Below are 12,886 nucleotides of genomic sequence, written 5' to 3' on the forward strand. Positions count from 1 at the left end.
TGTAATATCGTTAAGTTTATTGTAAATAGGGCAAATGCTAGAACAATTCGTGCCAATTCTCTAGCGTGATTCATAAAAAATTAAATAAATGCTTATTCTTTGATTCGATCATACTCCGCAAGGGTTTGTTGCCATTGTTTGACCTTGACTTGTTTACGCACAGACTCCAGTGTCTCGAACACGACAGATTCAACCAATTGCTCAAGCTGACGATTATTAATATTGATTTCACTTACTCTTTGAGAAATTAATTGATAAGTAGGATTTGGAGCATCTTGAGATCCCTCAATTAAAGGTTCAATTAAACCTGCACTAATATTTTCACCTAATCTTTGACCAATGCTTTGAATTTGCTGTTCAATGCGGCCACCGACTAAAGGAATTAAGCGTAATAATTGAGTTAGCTCAGGCGTATCAATAATGGCTTGATCTACAATTTTGCCCACACCTTTTGTAATGGCAGGCTTTTGTTCTTTTAAAGCGGTGGCTAAAGATTCTTGTAATAATGCGGTTAGAGCGACAGTAAATTGCTCACGATGATGATTAACCAAATCATGAATAATCTGTTTATGGCTAGAACTGGTTTCAAGTTCATATCTAATGCCATCAATCACGGTAATTACAACGCGGTCAGATAATTCTTCCATTACGACGCGATAATAAAATAGCCCAGTTTTTCGCCAGCTTTCAGGAACAACTGGATAGCCCAACTCATGTAAACGGTAAGCAATAATCCCAGCGCGAAATAAACGTAAAAAACGGAGCTGAGGAATAATAGCTAAAATTTCATACCAGTGAATAAACGGGAAAAAGAACCAACGCTTATGGTGCTTGTTGATGATCGCAATAGCCCAGCGTACAAGCAGCTCAATAATTAAAAAACCAATAAACCAAGCTTCTGATGTAATCACCCACGGATGTAGTGAAGTACGATAAAAGCTGAGTACTTGGGGCAAGTGAATATGTTCGAAGAACCATGCCCCAATACTGCTCATTAAAAAGAAATTAGTCGCAAGACAGAACAAGTTAAAAATGATAATAAACACCATAAAGATGTCGTAGACCAAAAACAGCTTAAATGAAAGGCTGTTTGGGTCTACATGATGGTATTTCGTTTTTTTCCCAGAACTGTTTTGCATAATAACGGGTGCTTTCTTAAATATTTGCAGTGGTATATTGAGACTTCATTTGCTCAATAAGTTGATCTTTTTCGGTCCAAATGTCATGAACCCATTGCTGAAAACGTTCACGATAAGCTGCGTCATCTTCATAGTTGCCGCCAAGTACCCAGTCTGGAATTTCAATTTTACGTAAGTTAACCGCAATTTTAGAAACATCCCCAAGCCAGAAATCGCTATATCCCGGTACGCCATCAGGATAGACGATGGTCATATCAACTAGGGCATCGATTTTGTCACCCAAGATGTTTAATGCAAGCGCCAAGCCACCTGCTTTGGGTTTTAGCAAATGCTTATAAGGGGATTTTTGCTGGTCATGTTTTTCTTGAGTAAAACGAGTACCTTCCAAATAATTTAATAGGGTGAAGGGCTGACTTAAAAGCTGCTCACAAGCTTTACGTGCTTCCATCATGTCACGGTCTTTAAGTTCAGGATTCTTCGCGATCTGTTCTTTAGTGTGACGCTTCATCATTGGGAAGCCTAAAATTTTAAATGCTTGCCCAACAAAAGGAATAAAGATGAGTTCCCATTTAGTAAAGAAACGGGTAAGGGGCATACGGGTTAAACCAAAATATTGATTTACAGTCGTGTCAACCCAACTTTGATGATTACAGGTCATGAGATAACGACCTTGCATATTCAGATCAAGTCCTTCATCAATGGTAATGTCCCATTTTAGATTGGGTAGAACATGGTCAATTAACCAATTATTTACCCCTAACCAGCTATTTGTAATTTGAATATTAGTTTCATCTATTTTTGATGATTTTTTTAAAAGCTTGGTCAGACCTAATACAAGAACAGGAGGACCATGAAAAAAAGTACTTCCTGTAATGACTGTACCTACAGTGAGTCCACGTGTAATTTTTTTTAGCGCAGATTGTTTATTGGGTGCAGTTGACATATAAAAGACCCCGAATGTCTCAAATCCATAGAAAAGTTGTTCAACTATAACTGTCATAATATGAAATACAACGTTATCTTAGACAACAATGAAGAAATTGTGATGAGCTAGCATCTTAAAGTGCATCAAAATATTACAAAAACATAACTAAACTGTTTATTATTAACAAAATATCAATGTTTTATACTTCCTTTTTGTTTCATTATTCATTCAGACAACAAAACACACAAAGTGAGGAGGCATGCAATGCGTGCATTAGTTATTTCAACAGTGGTAGGGGCAGCAGTAGTTCTTTCTGGTTGTCAAACAACTGGTAATAATCTTGGTGGCGTTGAATACGATAAAGCCGCATTAGGTACTTTAATTGGTGCAGCAGCTGGTTATGGTATTTCTAAATCAAATGCAAACTCTAGCCGTCAAAACAACCGTGCTGCGGCAATTGGTGCAGTTCTTGGTGCTGCTGGTGGTGTATATCTTGACCAGAAAGAGAAAAAACTTCGTCAACAAATGGCGGGTACTGGTGTAGACGTTGGCCGTAACCCAGATGGTTCTGTTCAATTGATCATGCCTGGTAGCATTACTTTTGATACAAACAAATCAAACATCAAGCCAAACTTCTACGCAACTTTGAACAAAGTGGCTCAAACTTTGGCTGAAGATAACAAGAGTGCAATTCTTGTAACAGGTTATACTGATAACACTGGTAATGACTCTATCAACATTCCATTATCACAAGCACGCGCTCAATCAGTACGTAGTTATTTAGCTAGCCAAGGTGTATCTGCTAGCCGTATCGACGCGCAAGGTTATGGTTCATCTAACCCGATCGCAGATAACTCAACTGCATCTGGCCGTGAACAAAACCGCCGTGTAGAAATCAGCATTTATGCTAAACAATAAGATCTAGTTTATTGTTTCAAAAACCACCTTCGGGTGGTTTTTTTATGGGTGCAGTACAAGAAATAATCACGACATTCTGCGGCGCATAAATTGCATTATTAGACATCATTTATACATATCCATAGATTTACTATTGGGATTCTAAAAAAGAGATGACTATAATCATGCTCGAAAAATTAAGAGGTAATACACGATGTCATCTGCCAGTCAATTGAACAACAAGCAAGAAGAAGCCATGAAATATACTCAGGGCCCTTTATTGGTGCTTGCTGGCGCTGGTTCAGGTAAAACATCGGTAATTACGCGTAAAATTGCTTATTTGGTGCAACATTGCCGTATTCCTGCGCATCGTATAACCGCGATGACCTTCACAAACAAAGCTGCACGTGAAATGAAAGAACGTGTGACTAAGCTTTTGTCACGTGAAGAAGCAAAAGGTTTATCTGTTTCTACCTTCCATACTTTTGGTTTAAATCTTTTACGTTTAGAACTTAAAAATTTACCTTTAAAAGCTAATTTTTCGATTTTGGATGCAGACGACTGTAAACGTATTTTGATGGATTTGATGCATCGTGACAATTTGTCAGGTGCAGAGAGTAAAGAATTAATTGCCAAGGCAATGAAGAAAATTTCAGATTGGAAAAATGATCTGATTTTGCCAGAACAAGCACATTCGACTTGTGAAACACCGGAAGATGTCCAGTTTGCACATCTCTATCAACTTTATGAACGTAATTTACGTGCCTACAATGCCGTCGATTTTGATGACTTGATTGTTATGCCAACACGCTTATTGCAAGAAAATGCAGAAGTACGTGACAAGTGGCAAAACCGTGTCCGTTACTTATTGGTCGATGAATATCAAGATACCAATACGGCCCAATATATTTTGGTCAAACTGTTAGTCGGGGTAATGGGGCAGTTCACCGCGGTAGGTGATGATGACCAGTCGATTTACGCATGGCGTGGTGCTAAGCCTGAAAATATGGCATTGCTTAAACAAGATTTCCCAAATCTACATATTATTAAACTTGAACAAAATTATCGTTCGACCAGCCGTATTTTAAAAGCTGCCAACTGTGTGATTCAAAACAACCCACATATTTTTGACAAGAAATTGTGGAGTGATAAAGGGCATGGGGAAGTCATCCGAATCATTACATGTCGTAATGATGACGATGAAGCAGAACGCGTGGTAAAAGACTTACTGACTCATAAGCTGATGAACGGTAAGAACTGGAAAGATTATGCTGTGTTGTATCGCGGAAACTTTCAGGCACGTGTGTTAGAAACCCAGCTTCGTCAAATGCAAATTCCGTATAAACTCTCTGGCGGTACATCGTTCTTCGCCCGTGCAGAAATTAAAGACGTGATGAGTTACTTACGTCTTATTATTAATCCAGAAGATGACAGTGCTTTTTTACGAATTATTAATACGCCTAAACGTGCGATTGGCCCTGTTACTCTAGAGAAGCTCGGTTTATTCTCACAAGAAAATAATTTGTCTTTACTCGGTGCTTCTGCTGACCAGCGTTTAAGCATGGTGCTTCCTAAAAAGGCAGAAACACAGCTTCATGAGTTTGCCGACTTTATTGCGACATTTACGCGTGAATTGTTAGAAGATGATGAGCCTGTGCCTAAAGTTCGTCAAATGATGAATGAAGCGGGTTATATGGATTACGTTCGCGAACAGTCAGCAACACCTGCACAAGAGAAAAGTAAACTCGATAACATCGAGAATTTATTTACCAGTATTCAAAATCTGATTAATCGTGCAGAAGATGTTGATGAAAAGAATATTGAAAGTGTTATCCGAAAACTAGTTTTGCTCGATCTGTTAGAACAGCAGCAGGAAGAAGAAGATACAGACAAAGTGAACCTTCTTACTTTGCATGCAGCAAAAGGTCTGGAATTCCCATATGTGTACATTATGGGACTTGAAGAAGAACTATTGCCTCACAAGAACTCGATTGCAGCAGAAACCATTGAGGAAGAGCGCCGTCTCATGTACGTGGGAATTACACGTGCACGCCAAGGTTTAACGTTAACTCTAGCGGAACAGCGTAAAAATGGTGGACAGATGAAACAAATGACGCCTAGCCGTTTCCTTGATGAGCTTCCGCAAGATGAGCTTGAGTGGTTAGGGCGTAAAAAGAAAATTGCGGCTAATGTTGATCCTAAAGAACAGGCTCAACAATATCTGGCAAATTTAAAAGCTTTATTAAAGCGTTAATTTTTTTATTTTTTAGGAAATCCCATGAAAGTTCAAGTGAAATTGCTCGATCCGCGTTTAGGTAAAGAATGGCCTTTACCTTCATATGCAACAGCAGGTTCAGCGGGTTTAGATTTACGTGCCTGTTTAGATGAAGCAATTGATATTGAACCAGGACAAACTGTTTTAGTTAAAACAGGTATGGCAATTTATATTCATGATGTAAATTTTGCTGGTTTAATTTTACCGCGTTCAGGGTTAGGTCATAAACACGGTATCGTGCTTGGCAACTTAGTTGGTTTGATTGATTCGGATTATCAAGGTGAATTGATGGTTTCAGTTTGGAACCGTGGTCAAACCACATTCCGTTTAGAACCAGGTGAGCGCTTGGCACAGTACGTTTTAGTGCCTGTCGTACAAGCTGAATTTGAGCAAGTAGAAGAATTTGAAGAAACTTTACGTGGCGCAGGTGGCTTTGGTCACACAGGTAAACAGTAAGTTTTTCTAAAATATTAACGAAAATCAAACGCCTGTTGAACAGGCGTTTCTTTTTACATCTTGAATGTTACAAAGGATTATATTACAACACGCTTTACTCATATTCTTTTAACTTTTTTAGCAAACAAACCTTTCAAAAATTTTGAATAATCTATGTTTTTGCGATAGATCGAATTGATCTTTAAATAGAAGATACGCTATGAATGTAAGACACTCATTTCCAAAAAGTATTTTTCGTGCTTACGATATTAGAGGCAAACTTTCTTTCTTAACCACGGACGTTGTCCGTTCAATTGCCTACGGATTGGCACAACAATACAAACAAGCAAAACAAATTCAATTAGTAATTGGCTATGATGCCCGTCTCACAAGCCCAGCCTATGCACACTTAATTGAAGAAATTTTAGTAGAACAAGGTTTAAAAGTGACCAATATTGGTTGCTGTTCATCACCAATGATGTACTACATTGCTCGAGATTTTGGGGGCAATGGCATTATGGTGACCGAAAGCCATAATCCAAAATCTGACAATGGGATTAAGTGGATTTTAAAGGGTGAACCGCCGTCTCCAGAAATGATTCAGCAGGTGGGTGAAGAAGCCCAAACTTATGTACCATCTCATTCAATTTCTGTACTTGAATTGACATTACCTCAATTTAAAGCTGAATTTTGCCAACAATACCAACAAGCTATTTTTAAAGATATTCAGTTAAAACGTCCTTTAAAAGTTGTTTTAGATGGTCTGCATGGTTCAGCTGGGCATTGTTCAAAATTAATATTGGAAAAAATGGGTTGTGAAGTCATTGCTTTACGCACCAATCCAAATGGTGAGTTTCCAGATCACGCACCAGACCCTTCACATGCGGCACATTTAACTCATTTGCGTAAAGCTGTAGTTGAGCAGCAGGCGGATATCGGCATCGCTCTTGATGGCGATGGAGACCGTGTTGTTTTAGTCGATGAAAAAGCACAGATATTAACAGCAGACCGCATATTGTCGCTTTTTGCGCAAATGTGCCTTGAGCAGCATCCAGAGCAAGAAATTGTTTTTGATGTGAAATGTTCACGTATGGTTCAAGAGACCGTCGAGAAACTCGGCGGAAAAGCAAAAATGATCCGCACGGGAAGTAGTTTCCTAAGGGCTTATTTATCTCAATCGAATGGACGTGCCATTTTTGGTGGAGAATATGCAGGTCATTATGTGTTTAATGATGGCCGTGGTTTTGGCTACGACGATGGTTTATATGCTGCATTACGAGTAATGGAGTATTTTACCCAATCTGATGCCGCTACAATTTCTGAATTATTTGCTCCATATCCAGAAAGATGTTGTACAGAAGATACCTATATTGGTACTTATCAGTCTGATCCAAAGTATGTATTACAAGATATTGAGATTTTAAGTCATCGCTTAGGGGCACGTATTAGTAAAATTGATGGCGTACGTCTTGATTTTGATGATGGTTTTGGCATTATTCGAGCATCAAATACTGGTGAATACTTTACAGTACGATTTGATGCAGATAATCCTTTACGATTAAAGGAAATCCAGCAAAAATTTGTAGATATGTTGCAAGAACACTATCCGCAAATTGCACAAGAACTTTCAGAGGCCTAAGTAAGGAGAGGCGTAATGCCACAACATCAGCATATCGGTGTCGACAAAGCAAAAATCTTGATTGAAGCTTTGCCGTATATTCAACGCTTTACTGGTAAAACGCTGGTGGTGAAATACGGTGGCAACGCAATGACTGATCCGGAGCTTGAAAGTTCATTTGCCCGAGACATCGTTTTACTTAAAACTGTAGGATTAAATCCGATTGTTGTTCACGGTGGTGGGCCGCAAGTGGATTCATTCTTAAAGCAGTTAGGCCGTGAATCTGACCGTATTGACGGTATGCGTGTAACTGATGCTGCAACCATGGAAGTGGTTGAAATGGTGTTGGGCGGCAGTGTAAATAAATCTATCGTTAACCTGATTAATAAACACGGTGGACGTGCGATTGGTTTAACGGGTAAAGATGGTAATTTACTTCGTGCCCGCAAATTGCTTATGGAAAAGCAAGAAGAAGATGGTTCTATCAAACATATCGACTTGGGTATGGTTGGTGAAGTGACAGGCGTTAAAACAGATGTATTGGAAATGTTCACCCAAAGTGACTTTATTCCAGTTATTGCGCCACTAGGTGTAGATGAAGAAGGCAATACTTATAATATTAACGCTGATTTAGTTGCAGGTAAGGTTGCAGAAGCATTAGGCGCTGAGAAATTAATTTTACTCACCAATATTAGCGGTGTGCTTGATGAAAATAAAAATCTGTTAACTGGCCTTACGACACAAGAAGTTGATCGCCTCATTGAAACAGGTGTGATCTATGGCGGTATGATTCCTAAGGTAGGCTGTGCGCTTGATGCTGTTAAAGGCGGCGTTGTGAGTGCGCATATTGTTGACGGTCGCGTGCCACATGCAACATTACTTGAAATCTTCACTGATCATGGTGTTGGAACGCTGATTTCTAACCGCACTAAAACAGCTTAAGAAATCCATTATTCTCAATAAAAAGATCACCCTAGGTGGTCTTTTTTTATACCATTTTGATTTGGTCATTTTTTTGTCATGAGCTTTGACTAGTGTAGGGGTGTCACTAGGAGCGTTCATTATGCTGGAAAAATTTAATCAATATCGCCAAACCTGGACTTTACCTTTAAATCGTCATAAAGCAATAAATCAGACGCAATTTCGTTTTGAGTGGGTTGATAATTTAAAAGAATTACAAGATGTACAACGGTTTCGTGCACAACAATTTAGCCAACAATTCGGAATCAAGTTTGAAGATAACTTAGACCAAGATATTTATGATTTTGGTTGCGAGCACGCAGTCTTACGTGAAAAGTGGACTGGAGAAATTGTAGCGTATACGCGTCTAAAACTATTTCAAGGCCACGAAATAGCACAGAGTTATAGCGCACATGAGTTTGATATTGTTCCTCAGCTATCGCATCTTCCAAATGTGTTAGAAATAGGCCGTACTTGTGTACATCCTCGCTTTCGTAATGGTAAAGCGTTATCTATGCTGTGGTTAAACCTTGCACCGAAAGTGCTGTGGTCAATGCGTGCTAAATATTTAATGGGCTGTGTCAGCATTCATTTACAAGATAATTTGGCTAGAGCGTACTACACGCATCGCCAGATTCAGCAGTTACCAGCAAGTAAAACAATTGATATCCGTTCGAAAAAAGTCTATGAACCTGAATATCCTGAGTTTAGCTTCCCACAAGATGAACGTATGCCAAAGCTATTCCAAATGTATTTGAGCATGCAGTCAAAACTATCGAAACAGGCATTTTTTGATGAAGAATTTAACTGTCTAGATTATTTTGTATTTCTTGAGGTGAATAAAGTCGCGACCTCATTTGTCATGAATAAAATGGTGCAGCGTTAATCATATTTCCTATTTTGTAATAGCCAGCACATATTGAGATTTGCAAGCATTTTTACTCTCATGCACAATAGAGCAGATGGGGTAATTAGAAGTAGTTTAAAAAGCGATATGTGCCAGCTATTAGGAATGAATTGTGCAACACCAACGGATATTACTTTTTCCTTCCGTGGTTTTTCACAACGGGCAGGAATTACCTCAGATCATAGTGATGGATTTGGCATTGCATTTTTTGAAGATAAGGCGTGCCGTTTATTCGTTGATAACCAATCGGCAGTTGAGTCTCCAATTGCCGATCTCATTCGTAATTATCCTATTAAATCACGCAATGTGATTGCACACATTCGCAAAGCTACTCAAGGCAAAATCACTTTAGAAAATTCACATCCCTTTATTCGTGAGTTGTGGGGGAGACACTGGATTTTTGCTCATAATGGCGATTTACATGACTTTAATCCGCCGTTAAGTGGACGTTTCACACCAGTAGGTAATACCGATAGTGAGCGGGCATTTTGTTATTTGCTCGATCAACTCGTTGAAGTATTTGGTTATGAAGAGCCAAGTCTTGAACAAATCTTTGAAGTATTAGAAAAGATTTCTCCGCAAATTGCAGAATATGGCACATTTAATTATTGCCTATCTAATGGCAAAGCATTATTTAGTTATGCCATTACTAAATTACATTGGCTCGTTCGTGAATATCCATTTAATCATGCTCATTTAATTGATTTAGATGTCGAAGTCGATTTTAGCCAGGTAACAACACCTGACGATCGTGTGGCAGTAATAACCACTGAACCTTTAACACATAATGAAAATTGGACAGCGTACCAACCAGGTGAAATGATTTTATTTCAACATGGTAAACCAATTAAAAAGGCGATTACCTTTGTAGAAAGATTAAAGCGCGAACAGGAAAATCCTGAACTTAAACGTATTACGCGTGCAGATCAGTATTAATATAAAATACATTTAAAATATATGAATAAGGATGTTTATATATTTTTATCATTTAATAATAAAATATTTTGTTTAAAAAATACTTTATTATTTTAGTTGGTTAATTTTAATTAAAATATATAAAAACAACAACTTGTGTTAAATTTAATTTTTATATGCTAAAGCCGACAAAATAGGTTTGTTTTTATTTATATTCTTTAAATATATCATGCAGTTTATGCAACAATCATTAAGCATCATTGGGGAGATGTATGAAAATGAAATGGGCTTCAGAATATAATACGGGTATTGATGTTATTGATGAGCAACATAAAAGAATACTTGATTATATTAATGAGATTGATGATGTAAAAGATGAAGAGGATAGACGTCGTATTAAAGATGTTCTAGACAATATTATCGATTATACGCAATCACATTTTACTTTCGAAGAAAGTTTGCAAGAGGAAGCTGATTATAAATATCGTGTACCTCATAAACGTGTACATGATTTATTTATTAAAAAAATAGAGCTATATCGTGAACGTTTTGAAATGGGACACACGATTGAAGCAGAATTACAAGAAATTTTGGCTAAATGGTTAATTAACCATATTCAACATGATGATGCCGATTATGTAGGAGCAGTAAAAGAAAATATGATGGGAATTATTAGAGAAAAAGAAAAGAAAAAAGGGAAAAACTGGTTTGCTCGGTTTTTCTCATAACCTGAAATAAAAAGAACTCATAGTTTCAGTTAGCGCGGCAAACTATCGATTCGGTAGTTTGCTTTTTTTATTGAGCAAACTTTGATTTTCAAGCATGACACGGGCAAAATATCTCTAGTCTTTTTCAAGGAATGCATAATGCAGGACATACCTATGTCACGATGGTTATCGCCCCTGATGGCGTTTTGCTTATCTTTCATCATTATGGCGACATTGGCACCCACGATGGGTATCCAGATTGATCGTCAACTCGATTTCTGGTTATTGTGGTTAGGCACAATGTTGTTATTGGCACTACCAGTTTGTTATTTGGAAATTGCTTTAGCAAAACGGTCGAAGACTACAGCCTTAAATGCTTTATCAAGTTTAACTCGTGAAGCAGATAGTTCCCCAAAATGGCGTTTGGTTGGCTGGCTTGCGGTTATTTTTATTCCATTTTTAGCTGGTAATGTATTAAGTACAGCTGGCAATTTACTGACTACACAACTTAATAATAGTGTTTCAGGGCAACTTGTTTTTGCTGGCCTTGCTGTTGTGGCCCTCATTTTATCTTTTATTCCACGTCAAATTTTAATATTACTGATGACGGTTGGTGTAATTGCTTCTCTTGTTTTAGCTAACACAATGGGAACAACTTTACAGCCTTGGCACTGGACCAATGTTGAGTTTAAAGAATGGGGTAATGCGACTGTACTTGCACTTGTTGCGAGTGGATTGGGCTTAGGGCTTTACTGGCAAAATAGTGTAGGTGCTGTTCAGTCGCAAGAAGGTGCAACGAAAACTGTTCTTCCAATTTGGTTAGCTCAGTTAATTGCTGTGATTGCCTTTGGTTTCTTTTCTTTACAAGCACAGCTTCCTGTTTTTACTTGGATCTTTACCGCAATAATGACAACAGCGTTATTTGTGCAATTGGCTAGAGAGCAGCTTGCTCAGCGTCAGCTTATGCCTATTTTACAGTGGGTGATTATTGTTGTAACGATTGCTGTTTGGGCTGTGCCTGAGCTTCATAACATCTTTACGTTGATTTTGATGCTTTGGGGATTACTCATTTGCTTGATCTATGCCATTTTTGCTGGCTGGATTATGAAAATTAGCCATTTGCGTAAATCTATGAATTTTAGCAATGAGTTGTTTTATAACTTATGGCGCATTGCGGTACGTATTGTATTGCCGCTTTCAATTGTTATTGCCATGATTGCGGTGATTGGACAAATTATCTGATGGAAAAAGCTCAGCAAGTGTGGGTTGCTTATGCAGCCCCAGAGCAACAGTTTTTAGTTGCTATTCCATTTGAAGCTGGTATGACTGCATTACAAGCAGTTGAGGTGAGTGGTTTGCAGACACAGGTCAGTTTGCCTGAGCCATTACAACTTGGCATCTTTGGTGCAAAAGTTGAAGCACATACGATTTTGCAAGCTGGTGATCGAGTTGAGGTTTATCGACCTTTAACGATCAATCCCAAAGATATACGTCGTAAACGCGCTGAGAAAAACCCTGTGGGGCGATATATTAAAAGTAATCGCTTTAAGCAATAAGCCCCATAAACAAAACCCCTCAAAGTATTTCACTTGAGGGGTTTATTTTTATTAGAAAAAACGATTATAGTGGTGGTGCAGTTAAAATCGCTTCTTTAGAAGCAGGTAAACCTGGTTGCGATTCTGGAATAGTTTCTAAACCTTCAATTTTAGTTACAGTACAAGTTCCATCAAAGTAAATTTTTAAATGCTGACCATGTGCTGCGGGGATTTTAGCTTTTTTAGCATAAGTTCCCGGGATATAGTTGTAAATGTAGTCCCAACGTAGAGGATTTAGAGGATCAGTCACTGTTGGACTACCAAGCAAAAAACGCACTTGCTGGAAATTCATGCCGACTTGTACTTGAGAGGCTTGAGCTTTGGTCAATGGAGTCCCTTGAGGAATATCAACCTTATACACACCAAAGATTGAACAACCAGCAAGGAGTGAAGTGACTAATAACGTCAGCACGAGTTTTTGCATTTTGCTACACTATCCCAATAAATTATGATGCATTTGATCAAAGGATAGATCATACTTCATCTAAATTCTATTGCCTATTCCAACTTGAG

The 12,886-nt window shown here is 38.2% G+C and carries 13 protein-coding genes; 10 read left to right on the plus strand and 3 right to left on the minus strand.

All coding sequences use genetic code 11. The features are described from left to right. Positions 1-92: 92 nt before the first annotated feature. Complete coding sequence (locus tag J690_RS18435; protein WP_005803142.1) at positions 93-1,139, minus strand: hypothetical protein; 1,047 nt, start codon at positions 1,137-1,139, stop codon at positions 93-95. Between the two features lie 16 nt (positions 1,140-1,155). Beyond that, positions 1,156-2,082 (minus strand): acyltransferase, encoded by a 927-nt coding sequence (locus J690_RS18440; protein ID WP_032037400.1) that lies wholly within the window; start codon positions 2,080-2,082, stop codon positions 1,156-1,158. A gap of 246 nt (positions 2,083-2,328) precedes the next feature. Here J690_RS18440 and J690_RS18445 point away from each other — a divergent pair, with 246 nt between their 5' ends. The 10 genes from J690_RS18445 (at position 2,329) to J690_RS18490 (ending at position 12,334) form a co-directional block, all read left to right on the plus strand. Next, positions 2,329-2,982 carry a YiaD family glycine zipper/OmpA-like lipoprotein gene (locus tag J690_RS18445; RefSeq protein ID WP_005070886.1) on the plus strand — a complete coding sequence of 218 codons (654 nt, stop codon included), beginning with the start codon at positions 2,329-2,331 and terminating at the stop codon, positions 2,980-2,982. Between the two features lie 193 nt (positions 2,983-3,175). Beyond that, a complete protein-coding gene (locus J690_RS18450) occupies positions 3,176-5,215 on the plus strand; it encodes a UvrD-helicase domain-containing protein (protein ID WP_005070868.1) in 2,040 nt (679 codons plus the stop codon). 24 nt (positions 5,216-5,239) lie between these two features. Further along, positions 5,240-5,692 (plus strand): dUTP diphosphatase, encoded by a 453-nt coding sequence (dut, locus tag J690_RS18455; protein ID WP_002121799.1) that lies wholly within the window; start codon positions 5,240-5,242, stop codon positions 5,690-5,692. A 199-nt stretch (positions 5,693-5,891) separates the two neighbouring features. Further along, on the plus strand, positions 5,892-7,310 hold the full coding sequence (locus J690_RS18460) for a phosphomannomutase/phosphoglucomutase (protein WP_032037402.1): 1,419 nt from the start codon (positions 5,892-5,894) through the stop codon (positions 7,308-7,310). Between the two features lie 15 nt (positions 7,311-7,325). Then, positions 7,326-8,231 carry an acetylglutamate kinase gene (gene argB / locus J690_RS18465; RefSeq protein ID WP_002121716.1) on the plus strand — a complete coding sequence of 302 codons (906 nt, stop codon included), beginning with the start codon at positions 7,326-7,328 and terminating at the stop codon, positions 8,229-8,231. Between the two features lie 121 nt (positions 8,232-8,352). Then, on the plus strand, positions 8,353-9,135 hold the full coding sequence (locus J690_RS18470; RefSeq protein ID WP_032037403.1) for a GNAT family N-acetyltransferase: 783 nt from the start codon (positions 8,353-8,355) through the stop codon (positions 9,133-9,135). A gap of 108 nt (positions 9,136-9,243) precedes the next feature. After that, a complete protein-coding gene (locus tag J690_RS18475; protein ID WP_032037405.1) occupies positions 9,244-10,092 on the plus strand; it encodes a class II glutamine amidotransferase in 849 nt (282 codons plus the stop codon). A 251-nt stretch (positions 10,093-10,343) separates the two neighbouring features. After that, entirely contained in the window at positions 10,344-10,799 is a 456-nt protein-coding gene (locus J690_RS18480; protein WP_002121698.1) for a bacteriohemerythrin, read from the plus strand. Between the two features lie 153 nt (positions 10,800-10,952). Next, complete coding sequence (locus J690_RS18485; RefSeq protein WP_032037406.1) at positions 10,953-12,020, plus strand: membrane protein; 1,068 nt, start codon at positions 10,953-10,955, stop codon at positions 12,018-12,020. Beyond that, positions 12,020-12,334: an RnfH family protein gene (locus tag J690_RS18490; protein WP_032037407.1), complete on the plus strand. Its 315-nt coding sequence runs from the start codon at positions 12,020-12,022 to the stop codon at positions 12,332-12,334. The genes J690_RS18485 and J690_RS18490 overlap by 1 nt, the downstream gene beginning before the upstream one ends. A gap of 64 nt (positions 12,335-12,398) precedes the next feature. Here the strand turns inward: J690_RS18490 and J690_RS18495 are convergent, their stop codons facing one another. Further along, a complete protein-coding gene (locus tag J690_RS18495) occupies positions 12,399-12,797 on the minus strand; it encodes an outer membrane protein assembly factor BamE (RefSeq protein ID WP_032037408.1) in 399 nt (132 codons plus the stop codon). Between the last annotated feature and the right edge of the window lie 89 nt (positions 12,798-12,886).

This window comes from Acinetobacter sp. 742879, assembly GCF_000588535.1.
Lineage (GTDB): Bacteria > Pseudomonadota > Gammaproteobacteria > Pseudomonadales > Moraxellaceae > Acinetobacter > Acinetobacter pittii.

Excerpts from the sequence above, each read along its gene's own strand:
- dut (WP_002121799.1), top strand. The coding sequence starts at position 5,240 with ATGAAAGTTCAAGTGAAATTGCTCGATCCGCGTTTAGGTAAAGAATGG.
- J690_RS18485 (WP_032037406.1), top strand. The coding sequence starts at position 10,953 with ATGTCACGATGGTTATCGCCCCTGATGGCGTTTTGCTTATCTTTCATC.
- J690_RS18435 (WP_005803142.1), bottom strand. The coding sequence starts at position 1,139 with ATGCAAAACAGTTCTGGGAAAAAAACGAAATACCATCATGTAGACCCA.
- argB (WP_002121716.1), top strand. The coding sequence starts at position 7,326 with ATGCCACAACATCAGCATATCGGTGTCGACAAAGCAAAAATCTTGATT.
- J690_RS18475 (WP_032037405.1), top strand. The coding sequence starts at position 9,244 with ATGTGCCAGCTATTAGGAATGAATTGTGCAACACCAACGGATATTACT.
- J690_RS18470 (WP_032037403.1), top strand. The coding sequence starts at position 8,353 with ATGCTGGAAAAATTTAATCAATATCGCCAAACCTGGACTTTACCTTTA.
- J690_RS18450 (WP_005070868.1), top strand. The coding sequence starts at position 3,176 with ATGTCATCTGCCAGTCAATTGAACAACAAGCAAGAAGAAGCCATGAAA.
- J690_RS18480 (WP_002121698.1), top strand. The coding sequence starts at position 10,344 with ATGAAAATGAAATGGGCTTCAGAATATAATACGGGTATTGATGTTATT.
- J690_RS18490 (WP_032037407.1), top strand. The coding sequence starts at position 12,020 with ATGGAAAAAGCTCAGCAAGTGTGGGTTGCTTATGCAGCCCCAGAGCAA.
- J690_RS18440 (WP_032037400.1), bottom strand. The coding sequence starts at position 2,082 with ATGTCAACTGCACCCAATAAACAATCTGCGCTAAAAAAAATTACACGT.
- J690_RS18495 (WP_032037408.1), bottom strand. The coding sequence starts at position 12,797 with ATGCAAAAACTCGTGCTGACGTTATTAGTCACTTCACTCCTTGCTGGT.
- J690_RS18460 (WP_032037402.1), top strand. The coding sequence starts at position 5,892 with ATGAATGTAAGACACTCATTTCCAAAAAGTATTTTTCGTGCTTACGAT.
- J690_RS18445 (WP_005070886.1), top strand. The coding sequence starts at position 2,329 with ATGCGTGCATTAGTTATTTCAACAGTGGTAGGGGCAGCAGTAGTTCTT.